General features: G+C 51.8%; 26 protein-coding genes. 21 read left to right on the top strand and 5 right to left on the bottom strand.

The features are described 5' to 3' along the window. Positions 1-408 precede the first annotated feature (408 nt). Positions 409-1128: a pirin family protein gene (locus NST07_RS29925; protein WP_341379830.1), complete on the top strand. Its 720-nt coding sequence runs from the start codon at positions 409-411 to the stop codon at positions 1126-1128. A gap of 179 nt (positions 1129-1307) precedes the next feature. On the opposite strand, the gene NST07_RS29920 is transcribed toward NST07_RS29925, so the two are convergent. After that, positions 1308-1532 carry a DUF1128 domain-containing protein gene (locus tag NST07_RS29920; RefSeq protein WP_341096408.1) on the bottom strand — a complete coding sequence of 75 codons (225 nt, stop codon included), beginning with the start codon at positions 1530-1532 and terminating at the stop codon, positions 1308-1310. Between the two features lie 362 nt (positions 1533-1894). On the opposite strand from NST07_RS29920, the gene yyaC reads away from it, so the two are divergent. Next, the gene (gene yyaC, locus NST07_RS29915; RefSeq protein WP_342481987.1) at positions 1895-2413 is read left to right on the top strand and encodes a spore protease YyaC; all 519 of its coding nucleotides are present in this window, start codon (positions 1895-1897) and stop codon (positions 2411-2413) included. Between the two features lie 125 nt (positions 2414-2538). After that, positions 2539-3324, top strand: a complete 786-nt coding sequence (locus tag NST07_RS29910) for an alpha/beta hydrolase (RefSeq protein ID WP_341096407.1) — start codon at positions 2539-2541, stop codon at positions 3322-3324. A 122-nt stretch (positions 3325-3446) separates the two neighbouring features. On the opposite strand, the gene NST07_RS29905 is transcribed toward NST07_RS29910, so the two are convergent. Then, complete coding sequence (locus NST07_RS29905; RefSeq protein ID WP_342480680.1) at positions 3447-4763, bottom strand: MFS transporter; 1317 nt, start codon at positions 4761-4763, stop codon at positions 3447-3449. Beyond that, positions 4764-5354: a winged helix-turn-helix domain-containing protein gene (locus NST07_RS29900; protein ID WP_341379825.1), complete on the bottom strand. Its 591-nt coding sequence runs from the start codon at positions 5352-5354 to the stop codon at positions 4764-4766. 272 nt (positions 5355-5626) lie between these two features. Between NST07_RS29900 and NST07_RS29895 the strand changes: the two genes are divergently transcribed. From NST07_RS29895 to NST07_RS29880, 4 genes are all read left to right on the top strand, one after another. Continuing rightward, positions 5627-6304: a DUF6483 family protein gene (locus NST07_RS29895; protein ID WP_341096403.1), complete on the top strand. Its 678-nt coding sequence runs from the start codon at positions 5627-5629 to the stop codon at positions 6302-6304. Continuing rightward, the gene (locus NST07_RS29890) at positions 6301-7128 is read left to right on the top strand and encodes a PhzF family phenazine biosynthesis protein (RefSeq protein ID WP_341379823.1); all 828 of its coding nucleotides are present in this window, start codon (positions 6301-6303) and stop codon (positions 7126-7128) included. The genes NST07_RS29895 and NST07_RS29890 overlap by 4 nt, the downstream gene beginning before the upstream one ends. A gap of 75 nt (positions 7129-7203) precedes the next feature. Further along, positions 7204-8397, top strand: a complete 1194-nt coding sequence (locus tag NST07_RS29885; protein WP_341379822.1) for an SAM-dependent methyltransferase — start codon at positions 7204-7206, stop codon at positions 8395-8397. 560 nt (positions 8398-8957) lie between these two features. After that, positions 8958-11756, top strand: a complete 2799-nt coding sequence (locus NST07_RS29880; RefSeq protein WP_342480679.1) for an O-antigen ligase family protein — start codon at positions 8958-8960, stop codon at positions 11754-11756. An 87-nt stretch (positions 11757-11843) separates the two neighbouring features. Here the strand turns inward: NST07_RS29880 and NST07_RS29875 are convergent, their stop codons facing one another. Further along, complete coding sequence (locus NST07_RS29875) at positions 11844-12497, bottom strand: SdpI family protein (RefSeq protein WP_341379819.1); 654 nt, start codon at positions 12495-12497, stop codon at positions 11844-11846. A gap of 2 nt (positions 12498-12499) precedes the next feature. Next, positions 12500-12835, bottom strand: coding sequence for an autorepressor SdpR family transcription factor (locus NST07_RS29870; RefSeq protein ID WP_341379817.1), 336 nt, complete (start codon positions 12833-12835; stop codon positions 12500-12502). A gap of 231 nt (positions 12836-13066) precedes the next feature. Between NST07_RS29870 and NST07_RS29865 the strand changes: the two genes are divergently transcribed. From NST07_RS29865 to gatB, 14 genes are all read left to right on the top strand, one after another. Beyond that, positions 13067-13681: a DedA family protein gene (locus NST07_RS29865; protein ID WP_076113346.1), complete on the top strand. Its 615-nt coding sequence runs from the start codon at positions 13067-13069 to the stop codon at positions 13679-13681. After that, positions 13678-14244 carry a thioredoxin family protein gene (locus NST07_RS29860; RefSeq protein ID WP_341096391.1) on the top strand — a complete coding sequence of 189 codons (567 nt, stop codon included), beginning with the start codon at positions 13678-13680 and terminating at the stop codon, positions 14242-14244. Before NST07_RS29865 ends, NST07_RS29860 begins: the two co-directional genes overlap by 4 nt. Beyond that, on the top strand, positions 14245-14880 hold the full coding sequence (locus NST07_RS29855) for an MBL fold metallo-hydrolase (protein ID WP_341097787.1): 636 nt from the start codon (positions 14245-14247) through the stop codon (positions 14878-14880). Between the two features lie 183 nt (positions 14881-15063). Continuing rightward, positions 15064-15285, top strand: coding sequence for a hypothetical protein (locus tag NST07_RS29850; RefSeq protein ID WP_341096389.1), 222 nt, complete (start codon positions 15064-15066; stop codon positions 15283-15285). Between the two features lie 57 nt (positions 15286-15342). Then, the gene (gene sigY / locus NST07_RS29845) at positions 15343-15876 is read left to right on the top strand and encodes an RNA polymerase sigma factor SigY (RefSeq protein WP_341096387.1); all 534 of its coding nucleotides are present in this window, start codon (positions 15343-15345) and stop codon (positions 15874-15876) included. Next, positions 15866-16189, top strand: coding sequence for a DUF5345 family protein (locus tag NST07_RS29840; RefSeq protein ID WP_341096386.1), 324 nt, complete (start codon positions 15866-15868; stop codon positions 16187-16189). The genes sigY and NST07_RS29840 overlap by 11 nt, the downstream gene beginning before the upstream one ends. Next, a complete protein-coding gene (locus NST07_RS29835) occupies positions 16186-16404 on the top strand; it encodes a hypothetical protein (RefSeq protein WP_341096385.1) in 219 nt (72 codons plus the stop codon). The genes NST07_RS29840 and NST07_RS29835 overlap by 4 nt, the downstream gene beginning before the upstream one ends. A 61-nt stretch (positions 16405-16465) precedes the next feature. Then, positions 16466-16657 (top strand): PLD nuclease N-terminal domain-containing protein, encoded by a 192-nt coding sequence (locus NST07_RS29830; RefSeq protein WP_038596544.1) that lies wholly within the window; start codon positions 16466-16468, stop codon positions 16655-16657. Further along, on the top strand, positions 16657-17571 hold the full coding sequence (locus NST07_RS29825; protein WP_341096378.1) for an ABC transporter ATP-binding protein: 915 nt from the start codon (positions 16657-16659) through the stop codon (positions 17569-17571). Before NST07_RS29830 ends, NST07_RS29825 begins: the two co-directional genes overlap by 1 nt. Further along, the gene (locus NST07_RS29820; RefSeq protein ID WP_341096377.1) at positions 17568-18338 is read left to right on the top strand and encodes an ABC transporter permease subunit; all 771 of its coding nucleotides are present in this window, start codon (positions 17568-17570) and stop codon (positions 18336-18338) included. The genes NST07_RS29825 and NST07_RS29820 overlap by 4 nt, the downstream gene beginning before the upstream one ends. 159 nt (positions 18339-18497) lie before the next feature. After that, a complete protein-coding gene (locus tag NST07_RS29815) occupies positions 18498-18881 on the top strand; it encodes a hypothetical protein (protein ID WP_038596538.1) in 384 nt (127 codons plus the stop codon). Positions 18882-19258: 377 nt separating this feature from the next. Next, the gene (gatC, locus tag NST07_RS29810) at positions 19259-19546 is read left to right on the top strand and encodes an Asp-tRNA(Asn)/Glu-tRNA(Gln) amidotransferase subunit GatC (RefSeq protein ID WP_038596536.1); all 288 of its coding nucleotides are present in this window, start codon (positions 19259-19261) and stop codon (positions 19544-19546) included. A 24-nt stretch (positions 19547-19570) separates the two neighbouring features. Continuing rightward, a complete protein-coding gene (gatA, locus tag NST07_RS29805; RefSeq protein WP_342480678.1) occupies positions 19571-21028 on the top strand; it encodes an Asp-tRNA(Asn)/Glu-tRNA(Gln) amidotransferase subunit GatA in 1458 nt (485 codons plus the stop codon). A gap of 40 nt (positions 21029-21068) precedes the next feature. Beyond that, the gene (gatB, locus tag NST07_RS29800) at positions 21069-22514 is read left to right on the top strand and encodes an Asp-tRNA(Asn)/Glu-tRNA(Gln) amidotransferase subunit GatB (protein ID WP_038596532.1); all 1446 of its coding nucleotides are present in this window, start codon (positions 21069-21071) and stop codon (positions 22512-22514) included. The last annotated feature ends 23 nt before the right edge of the window (positions 22515-22537 follow it).

Here is a 22537-nt window from a genome sequence, read left to right as displayed (position 1 = left end):
TGGTATTCCGAAATTAGGCGGCTGCCGTCATTCGAATTCAGGATAGCCTGAAGTATCTTACTTCGTATATAAACGTTGGCGTATAGGCTGAAACAGCAGACAAGCATGGAGAAGAATGGGAGAGACTAGAGCAGGATACGTAAACAAAGGAGAATTTTCCTATAAAAAACAACGAAATATGAAGCTTTACAAATATCCGCATGCGGAAATACGAAAGTTCACACGTGATAGTAAATTGTGAGGTCTTTCCTATAGTCCTGATTCTTTCGGTGTAATCATAAATGATTGACCGGGAAAGGAACAGGGTAAGAAATACTTAATTAAAGCGCCTATAACAATTTAAATCGAGGAGCGGTTTCGACCCGTTAAGCACGGAGAAGGTTCCAACATCTTTGGAGGTGCATGGTTATGATAAAAGTAGTTACGTCAGCAGAAAGACATACTTCGAATAGAGAATGGATTCACAGTGAGTTCAGTTTTTCCTTTGCCGATTATGATGATCCCAGCAATGCGCACTTTGGTGCGATGCTTGCACACAATGACAATGAGCTGAAACCGGGACAAGGGATGCATGAGCATCCGCATCATGATCTGGAGATTATCACTTATGTTGTTTCCGGAGTACTGAAGCATCAGGATAACCTCGGCAATCACGCGGATATTCAGTCAGGCACGGTTCAGGTCATGAGTGCGGGGACCGGGGTTAATCATTCGGAGACCAATCCTTCGGAGAGCGACAATGTGCGTTTTCTACAAATCTGGTTGCTTCCTAGCACACCGGGGCTTGCACCGAAATGGGATGCAAAGTTTTTCCCGCGTGAATTTAAGAGCAACACGCTGTTGCCGGTCGTTTCGGGGAGTGGTGAGGAAGGTACATTGAAGGTGAACGAGGATGCAACTTTCTATCTATCGGTGCTGGACACGAACAGGGAGCTTCATTATGCGCAAAAAGAAGACAGGCGGACGCACATCTTCCTTATCTCCGGGGATGTAGAAATCTCTTGCTCAGATGGCACTTTTCAGCTGAAACCAGGCGATGCCGCACGTATCCGCAAGGGTTGTGACTTGACGATCAAAAGCATTGGCAGTGAGGGCGAAGCGGAACTCATACTGATTGATTTGCCGTAAGCGTTAAATCGTGCCCGTTGCATTGTACTTGTAAGCATAATAATCCTAAAGGAGCTCCTTGCCTGACGGCCATCCGCACGGATGGAATCGTAGGCAAGGAGCTCCTGTGCATGACAGGTCTATTTCTCGCTGAAACGGATACCGCCCTTTTGAGGACGGGAAGCCGTTTCCACTTGTTTCTATTTCTTACGCAGGCGTCCAAGCTCGGAGACAAGCGCTTCCACCTGCGAGATGCTGAGCCGGTCACTGCTCATGGCAACTTCATAAATATCAAGAATATCATCATAGTTGTTCACTGAGAAAGCAGAAGCCTGCATGGCTGCGGCGCTGGCCATCTTCAGCTTGCTCTTGATGCCCTCAATCATATATTCCACATTTTCCTGGCTGGGCTGCGATAAATCCATGGGGTTAAACAGTCCTCTCTGTGTTTGGATTCAAATATTCTATCATGATTGGGGAAGGAAACACCATTTTTTTGTTGGCTTCATCTAAATCATGTTAAATTAAAAGAAATAAACGAAGGTTTCTATATAAGATGAACTAAAGAACTACCTAGAGGCAAAAGCAGCGGAGGGGAAGTTTGGAACTGTAGGAGCGATAGCGACCGCCTTTGTCTACAGATTTCAACCGCAAATAGCGGTATAAATCAAGAAATCTGTGGACAACAGCGGCCGGAAGTCCAAACATTCACCGCAGTTGCGTTCTATGCCGGCCCGGTAAATCTAAAGTTCAACTTATATAGACAGGAGGGAGTCAGGAATTGGCGATCAGGGAGCAGGACAGCAGAAAACGGGTTAAAAAAGACGCGGCCGGGCTGATTACCTTCTTCCAAAGCATTGCGGATTATCACTCGGCAGAGCAGGTCACATTCTTGTGTATCGGTACCGACCGTTCCACAGGGGATGCCCTTGGACCGCTGACCGGAAGCAGGCTGGTGGAGCATGGCTTCCCGAATGTTGTAGGCACGCTTCCATCGCCTTGCGATGCGGATACTCTCGTCAACAGGATATCAGGGATTCCCGCGGGGCAGATAATTATTGCCATTGATGCTTGTCTTGGACCGCCGGCGGCTCTGGGCTGTTATTTTGCAGCCAGTGAGCCGCTGCGGCCAGCGCAGTCGGTCGGTGTGAGTCTGCCGGCAGTCGGGCATTATAGTCTTGCGGCAATTGTCGATATTAACGGACCCCGCCCTTACCGGACCCTGCAGACGACGCCGCTGCACAGGGTAATGGTTATGGCCGGAGAGATTGCCGCAGCTGCGGCAGAAGGCTTTGGGTTGAAATAGAGGAGACAAGTTTCAAGATGGGCAGTTCTGCTTAAATAATTAAGACAAGCAAATGGCATTCCATTTAATTGCAGACTCATCGGTATACCTTGTGTAGCTACTACATAGAAAGAAGGAATCAGCCCATGGAAAATGTTCGATGCGATGGAACCAATATTTGTTACAGTGATCAAGGCGAAGGAGACGTTATCGTACTTCTGCACGGCTTTTGCGGAAGCTCCGGATATTGGGAGCAGGTCATCCCTTATCTTAGCGGAAGCTACCGGGTGATCGCACCGGATTTGCGCGGCCACGGAGTTTCGGATGCTCCGCTCGGAGCTTACAGCATCGATCAGATGGCCGATGATGTTCTTTCCCTGTTGAATGCGCTGGAAATCCCTGAATGTTACTTGCTGGGTCATTCGCTTGGCGGCTACATAACGCTGTCCTTCGCCCAGCGGCATGCCTCTAGTTTGAAGGGCTTCGGACTGATTCACTCCACGGGTTATCCTGACAGTGAAGAAGCCAGGGAGAAGCGCCTGAAAAGTGTCAGTACGATCCAGAATGATGGAATTACTACGTTTGTGGACGGACTGGTGCCTGGACTCTTCGCTCCTGCTGCAGCACCGCAGCTGTTGCAGCGGGCGAAGGAGATCGGCTATAGAACACCTCCGCAAGGCGCGGCCGGTGCCGCATTGGCCATGCGCGAGCGACCTGACCGCCGTGATGTCATTTCGGCTACGGCACTGCCGGTGTTGCTCGTTGCCGGCGCGGAAGATGGTCTGATTCCTGCCGAGCGGACCTTCACGTCCGATAAGCCCAATGTAACCAAGGCGACGATTTCGGGAGCAGGCCACATGAGTATGTATGAAGCGCCGGAACGTTTATCGGAAATTATTAAAGACTTTGTGCTTGCGCAAGTTAAGAAATAACCGATACTTGAGATCTCATAAATAACGGGTGAAGAAAACACTTCACTTGTATAAAAAAGGCAGCATCCGTCTATTGACGCGGTGCTGCCTTTTTATAAAACTCTCTTTCACGCTGGAAATGTTTAATTGAACTTGCGGATTGCAGGAACACATAGAACAATAGCGATACAGGCCATGCCAAGTCCGGAGAAAATGGCAATCGTAGCTACACCGCCTATAAGATCGGCGAGCCAGCCTACAAGGATGTAGCCGACGGGCAGCAAGGCGAAGGAGCCGAATAGATCAAGACTGGCTACACGTCCGAAGGCTTCTTGCGGAACGAGTTCCTGCAGGCTGATCTCCCAGATGAGGATGAAGACCATGAGGCCGAATCCCTCCAGGGCGAACAAGGCAATAGCTGCCGCAGGGCTAGTAACAAACGGCAGGATAAGCAACGCGAGGCCGCCTAGAAATGCTCCTCCGTAGGCGATAATGCCGCGGTGGTTCCATCTCTGCTTCATGCCGATGATCAGTCCGCCCAGAATGGCTCCGACACCGGAGAATGTACCGGCAAGCCCGTATACATATGGCTCCCAGCCATGATGAACTTTGAAAAGCCACGGCACAAGGATGCTGGTGACGCCGGCGTAACAAATATTGATGAAGCAGAAGGCGAGGATGGTAATCCATAACCAGGGATTGCTGCGCAATACAGCAATCCCTTCTTTGAAATCCTCTTTCCAGTCGTTATGAGGAGAGGCTGCCGCAGCTGCGGCGGTTTCAAGTGCCTGAGGTGACGAGGCTGCGGACACTGCAGCCTTTGTTCTAGGCATCAGCGCTTTGCGCAAATAGACGAGACAGACCAGGGAGAACAGGTAAGTAAAGGCGTCGAGCCCAAAACCAACCCCAGCCGAGAGATAGGTGATAAGCAGTCCTCCGAGTGAAGGGCCGATTAAACGAACCATCTGTATAGTCATTTGCGACAGTGAGTTGGCGGCAACCCTGATTTCCGGAGTGAACACCGAGGCCTGGACTGCAGCGTAGGCGGGACGGAACAGACCGTCAAACAGACCGTAAGCCCCTACAAATATACAGAGCAGCGGAACGGTCAATAGACCGGTCAAAGCCAGCAGGGCTGTTATGATCATGACGCCAAAACGGGCGATATCGGCAATCATCATAATCCTGACCCGGTCGTAGCGGTCTACAATATGCCCGGAAATCGGCAGCATAATCACATTGGGCAGCATATAAACCGCCATTACGAAGCCCATGGTTGTTGTTGATCCAGTCAAGGAGTAGACCATAACCGGGAGAATGATCATGGTCACCGAGCTGCCCAGGACGGAAACCAAATTTCCCAGCCATAAAAAGGGGAAAGTCCGTGATTTGGCAAAGGGTTCGACGAATCGGCGCAGCGGATTGTTTTTGGTATGTTCGGGTGCAGCAGTAGGGATCATCTAGGGACCATCCTCCGGTTCTATAAGGGAATCTGTATGCAGGCGGCCGATAATGACATCGATACCGTATTCCTCTCCATGGGTGACTTTCGATTCCCAGCTGGAAATGAACTTCATCATCTCCTGCTGGAAAGCCTTCAGCTCAGCGGGTGATAAGGATAGTCTTGTAACGAAATGCTCCACTGTATCCTCTTTGCGGAATTGGAAGCCGCTGAAGTTCCCGGAGCGGAAGAAGGTAGCTTTGGAGCGGTAAAATTTCTGGATAATACCTCCGGCTGTTTCCGTACGGACAAGCTCCAGCAGGCCGCCATCGAACAGCTTGATGATATGGTAGTGGATATTGCCGGGTGTCTTGTGCAGCTTCTCGGCAACCTGCTTGGAGGTTAGCGGTTTATCTGCCAGCGCATGCATAATCTTGATTCGCAGCGCACTTTCCAGCAGCTTGTTCTGCTCTGGTGTAACCTGCAGAGGTTGGATAGAGTCTGCTTCCTGCTGCTGTTCCTGATCTTTGTTCCGGTCTTGACGAACCGGCAGTTGTTCCAGGCAGTTCTCCGTTTCCGGCTGACTTTGCCAGGTATTGTCTTCATTCATGTCTATTCCTCCTGCCCGTGCTATCTCAATTTTGCTGCATTCAATGTTCTTAATTCTGTACTTTAGATTGATCTGGAATTCAGATCGTTAAGGCCAGTGAGGTTATTATAGGGTAGCCTTTGTTTTTTTGTCAAGGAATTCCAAGGCGTGGGTACGGTGAGGTGGCACGGAGCGGTGGAATGGTTTAAGATTGTTTTAAAACAACTGTAATCATCATTGGTTTAGTTTGCTGAGGAATCGTGGCAGGATAGTATTGGAGAGGGGTGTGCAGGATGTTCCGAAGAGATTATATCGTCCGGATGATCGAGGATATGTCGGCAATGGTTGCCAAGGTGCTTACATTGAAGCAGGAGAAGAAGACCACAGAGGCATTATGGGAAGTGGATGAGCTGCTGAACCGGCATTTTCGCCTGAACTCCCGCCTTTTAAACTCATTGTCCGTAGAGGATATTATAGATATGTTTCGCCTGGGCGGCGTAATCGAGTCCGACAAGCTTCAAGGCGTGGCGCGGCTATTAAAAGAAGAAGGCGGCATCTACAGTGCCGGCGGCAATAAGGATGCGGCATTGTTCAGGTTTATACGGTCGCTGCATCTGTTTTTGTACGCTGATCAATACGGTGCTGACCGGGAGCTGCTGCAGATGACGAAGGAAATAGATGAACTTTTACAGGAAACCGAAGGTTATCTTCTTCCGGTGAAGACAGAACGGCTGCTCCTGCCCTATATGGAATCAATCGAACGCTACGGCAAGGCTGAGGACAGTCTGTACAGATTGTGGGAACAGGGAATAGATGTTGCAGCTGAGGGAAGGGAGCTGTACAGCCGGCTGCTGCTGCTGCCTCCTGAAGCTTTGGAGCTTGGTGATCTTCCACTGGCAGAGGTTAGGCAAGGGCAGGAGGAGTGGAATAAACTTACCGCTGAAGCGGCTAAGGAGATGAAACCTTCTTGAATACCCCTCTATTTATTGTAGACGCTTTTGCGGACAAGGCGTTCACTGGAAACCCTGCAGCCGTCTGCCTGCTGGAAAATCCCGCAGATGAGGCCTTCATGGCCAAAACGGCTGCGGAAATGAATCTGTCCGAAACGGCGTTTCTGTGGCCGGAGCAGGATGGCTACCGTCTGCGCTGGTTTACGCCTGCGGTGGAGGTGAATCTGTGCGGTCATGCCACTTTGGCCAGTGCGCATGTCCTGTGGGAAACCGGGCGGCTGGGTTCTCACGAAGAAGCGAGATTCCACACACTCAGCGGGTTGCTGCGGGCAACAAAATCAGAAGAGATGATTTCACTCTATTTTCCTCCATATGAAATTACAGCTTCACCTCCGATAGCCGGGCTCGCGGCAGCGCTGGGGCTTGAGGAGGCACATGTGCTGGAAACCGTGCGGTATGCCGACAATGTGCTGGTGCGTCTGGATCATGAGACAAGGGTGCGGGGGCTCTGCCCGGATTTTATCCAGGTGGCCAAGCTCCAGCCAAGGGCTGTCGCGGTTACGGCAGAATGCGCTGCGGATGGTATTGATTTTGTATCACGTTTTTTTGCCCCGGGCATTGGTGTCAATGAAGATCCCGTTACCGGCTCGCTGCATGCCGCCCTGGCTCCCTATTGGGCCGGCAGGTTAAACCGTACACAATTGACTGCATATCAGGCTTCAGTTCGTGGGGGGATGCTGCAGCTTGAAGTGAGTCAGGATCTCGTTACTTTATCGGGCCGGGCCGTGACCGTGGTTAGCGGACAGTTTCATGTACCTCCCGGAGCAGTTGGCGAGCTACTATGATATCGTATAGCAGGACATGCTATAATGTAGTGATATTCAGGAGAGCCTGCTCTCCATTTTGATTGCGAAAGTGAGATGTACCCTGTGGAATCTTTGAAAACTCTGATTGATCAAGTGGTAAATGACCGTACCCTGATTACGGCAACCTTAAGCCAACTGCGCAGCAAAGGCGAAGTTGCTTACAGCAAGGTGCAGATTAAACCAGTTGAGCTAAAAGGCAAGCTGCATTATCAGTTTGCCTATACCATCGGCCCCAAAGTGGAACACCGTAATATTCCGGCAGACACTGCTGCGGAAGAAATGATGTCACTCTTGAGAGCTACCTTCCGGCAAGCGCTGATCTGCACTGTAGAAGCTGATTACCAGGTGCTGATCAGTAAAAAATACAAGGTTTCTATTCTTACCAAATCGGCCAGCAAGCAGGAGGCGCCAGACTTGGCCCACAACCGCCGCAAACGTTATGTGCTGGACGAGGGAGAACCAGTCCCGTTCCTGGTGGAGCTTGGAATTATGAACAGCGAAGGCAAGGTGCTGGCCAAAAAATACGACAAGTTCCGCCAGATCAACCGTTTCCTGGAGATGGTTGAGGATGTGCTGGGGGATCTACCAACCGGCCGGCCGCTGACGATTGTTGATTTTGGCTGCGGCAAATCCTATTTGACGTTTGCGCTGTATCATTATTTGGCTGTCCGCGAGCGGCGGGAGCTGAATATTGTCGGACTTGACCTGAAAGCAGATGTCATTGAACATTGTGGAGCGCTGGCGTCGAGGCTGGGTTACGATAAACTGCGTTTCCTGGTCGGTGATATAGCCGATTACAACGAGCTGGACCAGGTGGACATGGTTGTGACACTGCATGCCTGCGATACGGCAACGGATGCTGCATTGGAAAAAGCGGTGCGCTGGGGTGCATCGGTTATTCTCTCGGTGCCTTGCTGCCAGCATGAGCTATTTGGGCAGGTGGAGAACGAGGTACTCAGCCCGCTGCTCTCGCACGGAATTCTGAAGGAACGTTTCTCTGCACTCGCCACTGACGCCATCCGGGCGAAGCTGCTTGATTTGATGGGTTACCGCAGCCAGCTGCTGGAATTCATCGACATGGAGCATACGCCGAAGAACATCCTGATCCGGGCCGTCAAAAGCACAAGCGGCGACAATGCCGTCAAATGGCGCGAATACAGCGCTTTCCGTGATTTCCTTGGTGCTAAGCCGTACCTTGAACGCGTCTGCGCCGACCTGCTGCCTGCGGAAACTCTTACGCAGGGATAAACCGGGCATTATGAGCTGTATTCAGCTAAAGCCTGCCAATAGGCAAAGCGGAAGAATCTGAGCTCTGACCGAATGGCATATGTCCGAAATCAATACACTGCGGTGATGCCAAATGATATCACCGTATTGCTATCATTGCAGAATCTGCAATAGAATGAGCTGAAATTGCCCCGAAATGGCAATCTGTTGCACTTTCTACACTGGAATCCGGTAAATGTTCCGGAAGTGAGATCCTGCTCTTTTGACTGCAGAAACTGCAATAGAATCTGATTCCGTTCACGCAATTTCAAATACTAAGGCAAAGAAATACAATTACCAAGGAATTTGGTGAATTTTTGCTGAACATACATCGCATATGTTCTGAACGTCATTAACGGCATTAATATCATCATGGGATTAACGCCATTAACGTCATAACGGCATTAACAATACAAACGCGATAAATAAGCAGGACGGTGAGTCTCCATGTGGAGTCAGCCGTCCTGTTTTGTGTTTTCCTTTTGGTTCAGGACAAATCTGGAAAGACTAAAGAGAACTTGAATTCTACGGAGGAAGTTGAAATGCATAGTGGCTTGGCTGAGCGGCGTTTGCAGGTGGCAATGGTATTTGTTGGTACAGGTTTGGTGCTTGCTGCTGTTACGGCAGGTGTATTGCTGCGCGGGTTATTCTTTGCGGGGGAAATGTATCTGTTGCTGACGGCATGGTATCTCCTGTGTGCTGTATTCCCCGGGTTATGGCTGGTTGCAGCGGGTCTGCACGGGCCTTCAGCCAGCCTGCTTAGCATTGACGGGAACCGCAGAGCCAATAGAAGGGCTGCGGCGCTGCTGTTGATCTGTCCGCTTGCCATCCTTGCGCTCTACGGTATTCACTGGCACCGCGGACCTTTATCAGCCCAGGGGAATCTGAATGAGCTGCTGCGCTGGGGCCTGTACGCCAGCTTTGCTTATTGCGCTTATTATTGTGCAGGCCATCGTTGGGGAGCCCGTTTTCTTAGCGCAGTGTGGAGCTTGCTGGGCATGCTTATTAGTATAAGTGCCTTGTTAGCCGTCTGTGGAGGGCTGAAGCTTCCCTTTGCGATAGCTTACAGCACATCACCGGAGGTCAGTGCTACAGGTGCCCGGCTAGGGGGATTACTTGAGTATCCTAATGCTTTCGGTGCAGTAATGGCTGTTTTTTTGCTGGAGCGTCTGTTTGCACTCGCTGTCTGCCGTGATGCAGGGGAATCGGACAAGAGGTGCGGGAAAGTGCAAGGGCGGGATGACGGCAGTGCCGTAAGGGGAGCGCCAGCGCTGCCTAAGGAAGCCTATTCGGGCTTGGGAAATACGGAAGGGGGGCGGGAGAAGCGGCGTGAAGCAGAGGTTGGGAGAATCAGTTTCAGTGGCGGCAGGGCCTACGGAGATGAGGAGCGGGAGGAGAGAGGTGAAGCAGAGGAGGGGAGAACCAGATCCAGTCGTGGCAGAGCCTACGGAGAAGTGGAGCAGGAGAAGTGGCGTGAAGCAGAGAAGCAGACGCTGGCTCGTACAGTAGCTTTTGCAGAGCAAGAACACGGTGAGCCCGCTGCAATAATAAGCAACGAACTCAACGAATCAATCGGGCACGTATCCAAGGCAATCTCCAGCAGAACCACGATCAAGCTGCTGCTGCGGATGCTGCCGCTGTTTCCGTACGCCGCCGCGCTGCTGCTCAGCGAGTCGCGCGGCGCATGGCTTGCTGCGGCTGGCGCCAGCGCCGCCGTCCTGCTCTGGAAGCGGCGGCTCCTCGCGGCGCTGCTTGCCGCTGGCGCCGCGCCTCTGGCTGCCGCGGCGCTGCTCTACCGCCAGCTGGCCCGTGCCGGGCTGGCGGTAGAGCCTTTACCCGGCCTGCTGCTGCTGGCCGGACTCTGGGCCGGCGCGCTGCTGGCCGGCCTGTGGCTGTACCGCCGCAGCTCCAGCGCGGCGGGTGGGGTCCGCGCCGCCATGCTGGTGCTGGCGGCGGCAGGCTGGACGGCGGCGGGCAGCGCCGTCCTTGTCCAGGTAAGCGAGCGGATCACCGGACCGTCTATGACGGTCGCCGCTCGCGGACTTTATTACCGCGATGCCTGGAAGCTCGCGGCGGAAGCGCCCTGGCTGGGGCGCGGGGGCGAGACTTGGCGGTACTCGTACCTCGCCGCCCAGTCCCGCCCCTATGTAGGCAGCCAGGTGCATAGCGGTTATCTCGACTTCCTGCTGAATCTGGGAATTGTCGGCCTGGCAGCAGTCCTGCTTCTGCTGCTGGCGGCAGGATGGGTGGTAGGAGCAGCCGCTCCAAGGCTGCTCCCGTCACTGCTGGTCATCGCCTTGCATGGGGCGGTTGATTTCGACTGGAGTTACGGGCTTACTTGGCTGCTGTTGTTTCTGCTGCCGGCGCTCGCGTTTGCCGAGGTCCGGCAGGAGGCGGATAACTCGTCCGGCACTACTGCAGTCAAGGCCGCTCCAGGAATAGCTGTTATCCCTTCGGCAGACCGCATTCCGTCAAATGCCGCAGTCAATGAGTGTTTAACGTTACCCGAATCTGGAACAAAGGCATCTTTCTGTGCGGTCACCACCAGACCGGATACATCCATTCAGGCACGAGACCTTCTTCCTGCTGCCGCCCATGCCAACAGTCCCGGTACTAAGCGTTTTCCCCGCTTGTTGAGCAGAGCTCAGCGGCTCGGCCACTTCGTTTTGAAGCGAAGGGTAAGGGCTGCTACTGCTGCGGTCTGCACCGGGTGCCTTTGCTTGGCGCTCAGCCTGCTATCCTTTCAGCTAATGAAGGGGGCGGAACTACATAGGGTGGCTGCCCGTGAACCAGACCCTGCAGGGAAAATTGCGCTGCTCCGGCAATCGCTGGAATGGAACCCCCGTGAGCCCCGGGCAGTGGTTAGTCTATCAAGGCTGCTCCCGGACCGGGAGGCAAAGGATCTGCTGACCGGGAGCTTGGCCTACGCGCCAGAAGATGCTACGGTGCAATGGGAGATAGCGGTGAGGTCGATGAACGGGAGTAATCCGGGAGAGTCACTGCACTGGATACGAAGAAGTTTGAAGGCGGATGTCTATAATACCGCTAAAAGGGTAAAAGCGATTGATGGAATGCTGGACATGAGTCAGCGCAGGCTGAAGGCGGGGGATAGAGCGGGAGGGACAGCCAGTGCGTCTGCGGGACTTAATCTGCTGCATCAGTTCCGCCTGCAGGCGGACAGCGAGTGCCGCAAAGGACAACAGCACAATGACCGGCGGTTTGGATTCACAGCCGAAGCCGAAGCATTGGAGCTTCGGCTCAGAAAGGTTTTGGCTGCAGCACACAGCCCGGATGCAGAAGAACGCCGCGTCAGCGTCCAGACGCCAACAGCGGCGTATTGATCAGCAGATATATCAGAAAAGTCCGTCTCTCGCTCCAAATTACTGCAAGCAGCTACACTATATGGAATGCAGCCGGCAGGCCTACTCTCATGCCTTCATCCGCTGAGAGGTGAACCAGGAGTAGATGTACGGGATGATGGTCGCGATCAGCAAGGCCGCGATAATCATACTGATGGACATGGTTTTTGGCATAAATGCGCCAAGTGCAATCAGCAGCCCGCCCAGCATCCACATGAACCCTGAGAAACGGTGGGTTTTCCGCCATACCTCCGGACTGGCCAGCGTCCATGGGGTGCGGATGCCGGTGAAATAGTTATCTTTAACTTGCGGCATGTAATTTCCAATAACAATGAACAGCAGGCCAACTGCTACCATAGTTAATTTGCTGACCGGAATATTTTGGTCAAGACTACTGGCTACGGTTAGGAAAAGTATAGTATCGGCGAGCACCGCGATAGCCAGGCGGGTCATTTTAAAAGCACCTTCGAATTTCCGGTAATTCTCTTTCTTAGGATCGATATTCCGTATGAACTGCATTCCAATGGGAAATGCCAGGCCCATGAATGCCAGCAGTGCAATCGCTGACCCTTTGCTCCCGTACCGGTTAACCTCTCCAGTAATGCTGAACTGGACAGGGAGCTGATCAGGCAGTTTGCCATAATTAATAAGCGCATAACCAAGAGAAAGAAGCCACAAAATGACTATTAGTGTGTCCTGCCACTTCCATTTGAAATTTTTCATCTTTACTCAACCTCCAAGTTAGAATGGTGGTGTTGCCTTTTGCCGTCTTCTGCAGGTAAATGATCTGATGCACTTCCTTTTCCCGTGCCGGTCAATTCCAGGAACCATCCAAGCACCTCTTCAAGCACAGTGGTATCCAGTGAATAAAGAATGAACTGTCCCTTCCGTTCATCCTGCACCAGACCGGCATGCTTCAGGGCGCTGAGATGATGCGAAATGCTTGGTTTTGACATCTGAAAATAATCGGCGATTTCTCCGGCAGTACGGTCTTTTTCCCGCAACAGCTGGATGATTTGCCGCCGGGTAGGATCGGCCAGCGCTTTGAAGGATTCATTCATTTTCGATCCGACCTTTCGATATTTAAATAATTATCTAAATATAGAATTGCACTGACTTCATAAATTGTCAATCTGTTGAATGCCATAGATTCCATCTTCGTAAGTAGAAGTCGTAAGGCCGCATATGCTAGAATAGGCTAGAAGAAGCTGGATACATAGAGCGGAAGCGTTGTTCGTCTGAGCCTGAAGGGCGCTAAGCCTAATTCCGCAAATACGGGAGGAGGAGCTGCATTGCATTTTTTTTCTGATCTGGTCTCGCAGTTGTTTGAGTGGATTCAGAGTCTTGGGTATTTCGGGATTATGATCGGACTCATGATTGAAGTAATACCGAGTGAGATTGTGCTTGCTTTTGGCGGATACTTGGTTTCGCAAGGGCAGATTAACTTTTTTGGCGCAGTTCTTTTTGGAACGGTGGGTGGGGTCATTGCCCAGATCTTTGTGTATTGGATCGGTCGTTATGGCGGCAGACCTGTACTGGAGAAATACGGAAAGTATATTTTTATCAAGAAGAAGCATATTGATCATTCCGAAGAATGGTTCAACAAGTACGGTACCGGTGTTATTTTTACGGCCCGCTTCATTCCGATTGTCCGCCATGCCATTTCCGTGCCGGCAGGGATATCACGTATGCCGTTAGGCAAATTCACTCTGTTAACCACACTCGCGGTTATTCCGTGGAGCGCACTATTTGTTTACCTGGGCTACACTCTGGGTGACAAATGGGAGACGATTGACGAGGTTGCGGCCAAGTACACCCATGAGCTGATTCTCGTTGCAATAGCCATTATCGTTATATATTTTCTGTTCAAGTGGTACAAATCCAAGAAGAAAGGTAGTGCAGTATGAAGCAGAATGTAGCCCATAAGTTTGGTCAAGGTGTTACTCCGCGCCAGTTCGTGGAAGGGATGACGAAGAATCAGCAGGCATTTGAGTCCTGGTATGAGAAGTTTGCCTGGGATAACGAAAGCGACCGGGAATACTTTGAGAGCCTGAACCATCGCGATGATCTGCGGGTGCTGATCCTGGCTGCCGATTGGTGCGGTGACGTAGTGCGTAATGTGCCGGTTGTATTCCGCATTCTTGAGACAGCGGGGATTAAGACTGAAGTGCTGATTCTGGAAGAGCATCAGGATGTCATGGATGATTTCCTGACGATGGGTGGCAGATCGGTGCCGATTGTCATCTTTGCCGATACTGGAGGTTATGTGCTCGGTCATTGGGGTCCACGTCCGGAGCATGTGCAGTCTCTGATGGCTGCATTCAAACAGGAGAATCCTGACCGCGAAGCTGCGGATTACGAGAGCAAGATTGCCGAAGTACGCAAGGCGATGGGACAAGCCTACGGGGAAGGAACGGAATCGCACGCAGTTATCGCGGGAGAACTGCGCAGCCTGATCTCCGGCTTTTAAATTATGCTTAATATACGTTCCTATAATCTAGGGCCGCTCCAGACCAATGCGTATTTGTTGACAGGGGCAGACCCCGGGCGTGGCATCATCATCGACCCCGGTATGAACCCCGCCGGTCTTGTGCGGGCTATAGAAGGCATGGAGATTGAAGCGATTTTGCTGACACATGCCCATTTCGATCATATCGGCGGCGTAGATGAAATACGCAAAGCCAAGAAATGTCCTGTCTATGTTCATCCTCTGGAGAGTGAATGGCTGAGCAGTCCCAAGCTGAACGGCTCACTGATGTGGCCGGAAGCCTCGCCTCCGGTAAGCACAGATCCTGCAGAGTATGATCTGGCAGAAGGACAGATTCTGCAGCTGCTGGGCCTCACCTTCCGGGTGATGCATACCCCCGGGCATTCTCCGGGAAGTGTCAGCTTCCTGTGTGGAAATGATCTGTTTTCCGGGGATGTGCTGTTTAAGCTGGGGGTCGGACGTACCGATCTGCCCGGCGGCAGAGAGCGGGATTTAATTGACTCCATCCGCGGGAAGCTGTACCGGCTGGATGAAGAAGTGAAGGTATATCCGGGACATGGTCCGCGGACAACCATCGGCTTTGAACGTCTCCGCAATCCTTACGTTCCCATGCAGTGACCTTATTCCCCTGGATGCGACATGAACCGGGAAAATAGAGATGGACATTAAGGTACAAAGTTGCTACAATAATGTTAATTAAATGTAACATTTACCTCGCGAAGCACGCAGACTGTGGAATAATCCCGGTTTGCGTTCTTTTTTTTGTCTACATAATAGGTCGAATGCATGGGAGGAAGCGCCTTGAAGAACGATATACATTACCAGATGGATGATGGAAAGCCAGATACAGCTAGTGAAATCTTCGCAGTCGGTATTGGGAAAGAAACGGAGTATACTGCTCTTGGCAGAGCTCCAGACCGTTTGGAGCGGACTTTATTCTGGCATTTCCCTGGAGGGAAAGGTGCAGTGCAGCCTTGGCGGCGGAGACTTTGGGAGCTGCAAAATAATATGGATCACGAATGAACGAATTGATATAGCTATTCGTATTACGGTGTGAATGAAGGAAGCATGGAGGGATCAATGAGCGACGTGACGCTGGAGAGAATCAAGCTGGCACAGCAGGGCGATGCTTCGGCGCTTGCGTTACTGCTGCGGGAGCATTACAGCTTTTTGTACAAATACCTAATCAAGGTCACCATGGACCCATTGCTCGCCGAGGAGCTTGCCCAGGATACTATGGTCAGATGCATGGAGAAGATTAGAAGCTACGATGGTTCCTCTTCTTTTTCCTCATGGCTGATCACGATCGCTACCCGTCTTTATATCGACCGGAAGCGGAGATGGAAACGTGAAGCGGAGTGGCGGCGCCAGGAGCAGGGCGTGTTGACCATCCGCTGGCGGTTTGAGAGCCGGAATATAGAATGGAGCGATCTGCTTGATGCGCTCTCCCGGATTCCCTCACCTCAGCGGATAGCCGTACTGCTGAAGCATTATTACGGTTACAGCTATGAAGAAATCGGTGTGATTCTGCAAGTCCCATCGGGCACAGTCAAATCACGTGTGTCTGCCGGCCTTAACCACCTGCGAAAGGAGCTGAATGAGGATGAAACCTGATGATGAGGAACTGCTGGTCCAGTTGAACGCAGAATTGAATATTTTGGATGCGCAATTTGATGACATTTCACCGCCATCTATGGTGGTTATGAAAGAACTCATTGCCGCCGAGACCCTCCGCAGGCGCCGTAAGAGCCGCAATGAGCTGCTGCTGTTCTTGTGCTTGGCTCTGATTGTGCTCAGTATCATTCTGACTGCATTGGGATCAGCCCCTGTATTTTATTGGGTACTACAGGCGATGTTCCCCCTCGCGGCACTTGGCAGTCTGGGGATTTCGCGGATCAGACTGCGGCGGGAGGATACGGAAGAGTGAGTGAACTGAAGGATGTGCCTTTATGGTTGTGGATTTGCTTAGCTGCCGTGCTGATGCTGCAGGGGACATGGATATTCCGGGATGCGCAGAAGAGAGGCAAAGGTGGCATGGCATGGTTCTGGGGAGTCTGGGGTCTTACCGGAATACCCACGCCGGCAGTTTGTTATCTGTTGTTTGTGATTCTGCCAGATAGACGAAGAAGAAAGCGGGATTAATCAATACAGGATGTCAGGAAAGATTCTTCTGTATGCGAAGAATAGAACGGGGGATGCTGGGATGGACAAAGTGAATTGGGGTTTGGTTTGGCCGCTGCTTGCACTTCAGATCCTGCTGGCCATTGTCGGATTGATATCTTTGGCCAGAGCGGAGAAAGTGCGGGGGCCGAAATGGATGTGGATTATTATAATAGTATTTGGCAATCTGCTCGGCAGTATTGCTTATTTTACGGCAGGAAGGAATGAGAACTGATGCCGCTGCTTAAGGTTGCCGATCTGCATAAACGGTATGGCAGACATATCTCCGTAGATGGTATAAGCTTTGAGATCGAATCCGGGCGCTGTGTCGCCTTGCTGGGACCAAACGGAGCAGGCAAGACCACAACGCTGCGCATGCTTGCGGGTCTGCTGCCGCCTACGTCGGGGGAGATATCCTTTGCCGGCAATCGTCCGGGAACGGATTACCGCAAAGCGCTGGGATATTTGCCGCAATCCCCGGCTTTTTACAACTGGATGAGCGGACAGGAATATGTTGTCTTTGCTGCGAAGCTGAGCGGCATGCGCTCCAGAGAAGCAGCCGAGAGGTCGGCCGCCGCACTGGAGCGGGTAGGTCTCAGCGAGTCGGCGCGCCGCCGGATTTCCGGGTATTCAGGCGGAATGAAGCAGCGGCTCGGCCTGGCGCAGGCACTGGTGCACCGCCCCCGGCTGCTGCTGCTTGACGAGCCGGTCTCAGCGCTTGATCCGATTGGACGGCGGGAAGTGATGGAACTGCTGCGGGAGATCCGTGAAGAGACGACGGTCATCTTTTCTACACATGTGCTGCATGATGCCGAAGAGATATGCGATGACATCATATTAATGAACCGCGGTGTGATAGCTGAGCAGGGGACATTATCCTATCTCCGTTCACAGTACAGTCTTCCTATTATCAGATTATATACAGAGAAAGAGGATAAGGCATTCCGGTGGCTGGAGGATCTTGTGAATAAACCTTTTATTGTTCAGTCGCAGATTATTGCAGGTAAAGCCATCTTTAATGTGAGCGATGTAGAACTGGCACGGCGGGAGATTCTGCAGGAAGCTGGCAAATTGGACATTCCGCTGCTACAATTCGAAGCAGGCTCTTCCACGCTGGAAGACTTGTTCATGAAAGTGGTGGGCTCATGAGAAGTTTCTGGACTTTATACTCGAAAGAAATGCTCGAGACGCTGCGAAGCTACAAACTGGTCTGGATACCGATTGTATTTATCATCTTGGGCATTATGCAGCCGCTTGTGACCTATTACATGCGCGATATTCTGGAAGCTTCCGCAAATGTGCCGGCAGGGATGCTGGAGAGCTTTGAAATGCCGGAGGCAGCTGCGGTAATGGCGCAAGCGCTTGGCCAATATGGGACGATTGGCATACTGGTTCTGGCGCTTGGGAGCATGAATGCACTGGCGGGAGAACGGAGCAGCGGAACGGCTGAGCTGCTGATGGCCAAGCCGGTTACTCCGATAGTCATTATCATCGCCAAATGGGCTGCACAGCTGACCCTGCTTGTGATTGCACTTGGATTGGGCGCGGCAGGGGCCGGGTATTACACGGAAGAGCTGATGGGTCCGCTTGCCTGGGGTGAGGTTGCAGCTGCAACCGGAATCTATGGGCTATGGCTGCTCTGCGGCGTCTCACTCACACTGCTGTTCAGCTCCTTTCTTCGTGGGCCTGCCGCCGTGTTTCTTGCACTGGCGCTCGTTGCGGGGGTATCGCTTGCCTATGGTCTGCTGCCAACCCGGCTTGCCTGGACGCTGGCTGCATTGCCCGGATTGTCCGCTGGAGTTCTTGTAGACAGCGGCACGGTTGGAGTAGGCCCTTTTCTCTCAGCAGCCGTGCTGATTGTGCTGTGTATTGCCGGGTCTGCTCTGTTAACGTCCAGGAATAAACTCCCAGTTTGACGGAAAAATAAGAAAAATGTTGCTTTTTCTCGACATTTCTGAAAATTTCAAAGGAAATTTCATTGAACTCTCCTCCTGCAGCTGGACAGCTCTATCTTTTTTTAGTAGACTGTTGAAACAAGTAGAACCATGATAGATTTTGGCTCAGGAGGTAGGACGATGCTGCGTTTAGGAGAGAAAATTGTCATTGTTGCAGACGCTTTTGAGCAGAGTCTTCCTATTGGAGACTACGGCTACCTGATTGCTTACGACCGCAATCCTGACAATGCGTTTGATTATGTGATTCGTGTCCCTCAGGCTAACAGGAATTTTTATGTTACGGCAGAGGATATTGAGGCGGAAGAACAATTGCTGGTGGTAGAGGCTGAGAGAGCAACGCATGAAGCATTGATCGACTATGCTTTGTCGACATACAATGAGAAGCTGTTTCATCATTTGATGAACGGCGAAGACATGGAAGCAGAAGAGGCGGAAACGACGTCTACGGAAAGTATGTCCCAGGCGGAATTCATCAAACAGGTGAATCTTCGCGCTTGGATTTAGGTAAGGCCGGCGCAAGCCGGCTTTTTTGAAATAGAAGAATTTATATGTTCCACGCCATAAATGATCCTTCTATTTTTCGCAGAAGCGGCTGCCAGTCCTAAGAGGACTGCAAGTCTGTTTCTTCTTAAAATGTAGGAATCTATAGGGTGCACGCAATGCTTTATCCTTATATTTCTGCTGAAACGGCTGCCGTCCCTATTAGGACGCCATAGCCGTTTTTTCTTGTTTCATGTACCCACAACCTGTAGCGCCACCAGCTGTTGTTCGAATTGCAGCTTTATGAACATGACAAGCTCATTGAATTGTCCAGGCTTCTACAATATAATTAAAAACGTTATCCGGGCGCTTTAGCCCTTTAAACAGGAGGGATATTTCTTATGAGCATTACCGTCAAAGATGTGCAGCATGTGGCCAAGCTGGCCCGCCTGCAGTTAAGCCCGGAAGAAGAGGCTACTTTTACTGAACAAATGAATGCTATTTTACAATATGCGGAGAAATTGAACGAACTCGACACGGAGCATGTGAAGCCGACAACGCATGTGCTGCAGGTCAGCAATGTGATGCGGGATGATGTCGTGAAGGAGAGCCTTTCCCAAGAAGAAGCTCTGCTTAACGCACCTGAACATGAAGACGGACATTTCAAAGTGCCGGCAGTTCTGGAATAACGACAATAGAGAGGAGGAAGAAAGTTGAGCCTGTTTCAATATCGACTACCCGAAGTACATAACATGCTGCACAGCAAAGAGATTTCGGTCAGCGAACTGACGGAAGAATCACTGGCTGCCATTACCGGGCGTGACGGGAAGGTGCATGCATTTTTAACTTTAAATGAGGAGGGCGCGCGGCTGTCCGCACGTGCTCTGGATGACAAGCTGGCTTCCGGTGCAGCGCGCGGTTTGCTGTTTGGTCTTCCTGCAGGAATTAAAGATAACATTGTGACCAAAGGACTGCGCACGACCTGTGCCAGCCAGTTTCTGGACAATTTCCAGCCGATATATGATGCAACAGTTGTTTCCAAACTGAGTCAGGCTGATGCTGTAACCATCGGCAAGCTGAACATGGACGAGTTCGCCATGGGCGGCTCCAATGAGAATTCTAGCTACGGGGCTGTGCGTAATCCTTGGGATCTGGAACGTGTTCCCGGGGGCTCCAGCGGCGGCTCGGCAGCTGCAGTAGCTGCCGGCGAAGTCTTTTTTGCCCTTGGCTCCGATACCGGCGGGTCCATCCGCCAGCCCGCTTCGTATTGCGGTGTGGTAGGACTTAAACCGACTTATGGTCTGGTTTCGCGTTACGGCCTGGTGGCATTTGCTTCGTCGCTCGATCAGATTGGTCCGCTTACCCGCACAGTGGAGGATTCCGCTTATGTGCTGCAGGCGATTGCCGGATATGACGCCCAGGATTCCACCTCGGCCAAAGTGAATATCCCTGATTACTTAAGCGCGCTTACCGGTGATATTTCCGGGCTTCGCATCGCTGTGCCGAAGGAGTATATCGGAGAAGGTGTAGATGCCTCCGTCCGTGAGAGTGTGCTGTCTGCACTTAAGGTGCTGGAAGATCTGGGTGCGGTCTGGGAAGAGGTTTCTCTTCCGCATACTGAATATGCTGTGGCGGCGTATTATTTGCTCTCCTCTTCGGAGGCGTCTTCCAACCTGGCCCGGTTTGACGGGGTGCGTTACGGTGCGCGTATAGATAACGGCGGCGGACTGCTTGATTTGTACCATAATTCCCGCAGCCACGGATTTGGGCCGGAAGTTAAACGCCGGATTATGCTCGGCACTTATGCGCTCAGCTCCGGTTATTATGATGCTTATTACTTGAAGGCGCAGAAAGTGCGCACCTTGATCAAGCAGGATTTCGACGAAGTATTTAAAAAATATGATATCGTCATCGGACCGACTGCGCCAACTACAGCTTTCAAGCTGGGCTCACAGACGGAAGATCCGCTCACGATGTATTTGAATGATATTTTGACCATTCCGGTTAGTCTCGCCGGTATTCCTGCCGTCAGCATCCCTTGCGGTTTTGCCGAAGGCCTGCCTGTAGGTCTGCAAATTATCGGCAAGGAATTTGATGAGAGCACGGTACTGCGTGTTGCACACGCTTTTGAACAACATACAGATCATCATAAAGTACAGCCACAACTATAATTGCAGTCTTCGAAGCTTAGGCTCACAAAACTTTTAAGGGATGAGATCATTTATGTCTAAATACGAAACGGTCATCGGGCTGGAAGTTCATGTGGAGCTTCATACCAAGTCCAAAATCTTCTGCGGCTGCTCCACAGAATTTGGTGCTCCGCCCAATACGCACACCTGTCCCGTCTGTCTTGGTCATCCCGGCGTGCTGCCGGTGTTGAACCGCCAGGCGGTGGAATACGCGATGAAAGCAGCCATGGCGCTGAACTGCACCATCGGCGATGTCAGCAAGTTCGACCGCAAGAACTATTTTTACCCCGATTCGCCCAAAGCGTATCAGATCTCGCAATATGACCAGCCGATCGGCCTGAACGGCTGGATTGATATCGAAGTGAACGGTGAAACCAAACGGATCGGAATCACCCGCCTGCACCTGGAGGAAGACGCGGGCAAGCTGACTCATGTAGACGGCGGATTTGCTTCCCTCGTCGATTTCAACCGGGTAGGCACACCGCTGATCGAAATTGTCTCCGAACCGGATCTGCGCTCTCCTGAAGAGGCGCGCGCTTATCTGGAGAAGATACGGGCCATTATGCAATATTGCGACGTATCCGATGTGAAGATGGAAGAAGGCTCCATGCGCTGCGATGCGAACATAAGCCTGCGGCCGGCAGGTCAGGAAGAGTTCGGCATCCGGGCGGAGCTTAAGAACATGAACTCCTTCCGGGGTGTGCTGCGCGGTCTGGAGTACGAGCAATTCCGCCAAGGGGAAATCCTTGATGATGGCGGTATCGTCGTGCAGGAGACCCGCCGCTGGGATGAAGCGCAGGGCAAGACGTTATCCATGCGCGGCAAGGAAGAAGCTCACGATTACCGCTACTTTCCAGATCCGGATCTCATTGTCCTGCATATTGATGATGCTTGGAAAGAGTCCATCCGCGCTACGATTCCGGAGCTGCCGGATGCCCTCCAGCTGCGGTACAGTGAGGAGTATGGCCTTACCGCTTATGATGCGGGTGTGCTGACCTCTTCCAAGCCGCTGGCCGATTTCTTTGAAGGCTGCCTTGCTTATACAAAGGATGCCAAAGCTGTGGCCAACTGGATGATGGGCGATTTGCTGGGTTATCTGAACGGCAGCAATCTGGAATTGTCCCAGGTGAAGATTACACCGCAGGGTCTGGGCGAAATGATCGGCCTGATTTCAGGTGGTACGATCAGCAGCAAGATTGCCAAGACTGTCTTCAAGGAAATGCTGGAAAGCGGAAAGCTGCCGGGTGCAATCGTTGAAGAGAAGGGACTTGTTCAGATCAGCGACGAGGGCGCAATCAAAAAAATCGTTGAGGATGTAGTGGCTGCCAATCCGCAATCGGTGGAGGATTACAAGGCTGGCAAGCAAAAGGCAATCGGATTCCTGGTAGGTCAGGTTATGAAAGAAAGCAAAGGCAAAGCTAACCCGGGTCTGGTAAATACATTGCTGGCTGAAGTTTTGAACAGCTAGATTCCGCTTTTGGGTAATAGTAG

This window comes from Paenibacillus sp. FSL L8-0340 (genome assembly GCF_038593145.1).
Taxonomy (GTDB): Bacteria; Bacillota; Bacilli; order Paenibacillales; family Paenibacillaceae; genus Paenibacillus_AQ.
This window is presented reverse-complemented; position numbering and strand designations above follow the sequence as displayed.

What these genes read in the sequence shown, in the direction of transcription:
- NST07_RS29820 (WP_341096377.1), top strand. Translation starts at nt 17,568, where the DNA reads ATGAGAAGTTTCTGGACTTTATACTCGAAAGAAATGCTCGAGACGCTG.
- NST07_RS29825 (WP_341096378.1), top strand. Translation starts at nt 16,657, where the DNA reads ATGCCGCTGCTTAAGGTTGCCGATCTGCATAAACGGTATGGCAGACAT.
- NST07_RS29920 (WP_341096408.1), bottom strand. Translation starts at nt 1,532, where the DNA reads ATGGATTTATCGCAGCCCAGCCAGGAAAATGTGGAATATATGATTGAG.
- NST07_RS29895 (WP_341096403.1), top strand. Translation starts at nt 5,627, where the DNA reads ATGTTCCGAAGAGATTATATCGTCCGGATGATCGAGGATATGTCGGCA.
- NST07_RS29910 (WP_341096407.1), top strand. Translation starts at nt 2,539, where the DNA reads ATGGAAAATGTTCGATGCGATGGAACCAATATTTGTTACAGTGATCAA.
- NST07_RS29905 (WP_342480680.1), bottom strand. Translation starts at nt 4,763, where the DNA reads ATGATCCCTACTGCTGCACCCGAACATACCAAAAACAATCCGCTGCGC.
- NST07_RS29925 (WP_341379830.1), top strand. Translation starts at nt 409, where the DNA reads ATGATAAAAGTAGTTACGTCAGCAGAAAGACATACTTCGAATAGAGAA.
- NST07_RS29880 (WP_342480679.1), top strand. Translation starts at nt 8,958, where the DNA reads ATGCATAGTGGCTTGGCTGAGCGGCGTTTGCAGGTGGCAATGGTATTT.
- sigY (WP_341096387.1), top strand. Translation starts at nt 15,343, where the DNA reads ATGAGCGACGTGACGCTGGAGAGAATCAAGCTGGCACAGCAGGGCGAT.
- gatB (WP_038596532.1), top strand. Translation starts at nt 21,069, where the DNA reads ATGAGATCATTTATGTCTAAATACGAAACGGTCATCGGGCTGGAAGTT.
- NST07_RS29885 (WP_341379822.1), top strand. Translation starts at nt 7,204, where the DNA reads ATGTACCCTGTGGAATCTTTGAAAACTCTGATTGATCAAGTGGTAAAT.
- NST07_RS29860 (WP_341096391.1), top strand. Translation starts at nt 13,678, where the DNA reads ATGAAGCAGAATGTAGCCCATAAGTTTGGTCAAGGTGTTACTCCGCGC.
- NST07_RS29870 (WP_341379817.1), bottom strand. Translation starts at nt 12,835, where the DNA reads ATGAATGAATCCTTCAAAGCGCTGGCCGATCCTACCCGGCGGCAAATC.
- gatC (WP_038596536.1), top strand. Translation starts at nt 19,259, where the DNA reads ATGAGCATTACCGTCAAAGATGTGCAGCATGTGGCCAAGCTGGCCCGC.
- NST07_RS29815 (WP_038596538.1), top strand. Translation starts at nt 18,498, where the DNA reads ATGCTGCGTTTAGGAGAGAAAATTGTCATTGTTGCAGACGCTTTTGAG.
- NST07_RS29840 (WP_341096386.1), top strand. Translation starts at nt 15,866, where the DNA reads ATGAAACCTGATGATGAGGAACTGCTGGTCCAGTTGAACGCAGAATTG.
- NST07_RS29830 (WP_038596544.1), top strand. Translation starts at nt 16,466, where the DNA reads ATGGACAAAGTGAATTGGGGTTTGGTTTGGCCGCTGCTTGCACTTCAG.
- NST07_RS29875 (WP_341379819.1), bottom strand. Translation starts at nt 12,497, where the DNA reads ATGAAAAATTTCAAATGGAAGTGGCAGGACACACTAATAGTCATTTTG.
- NST07_RS29900 (WP_341379825.1), bottom strand. Translation starts at nt 5,354, where the DNA reads ATGAATGAAGACAATACCTGGCAAAGTCAGCCGGAAACGGAGAACTGC.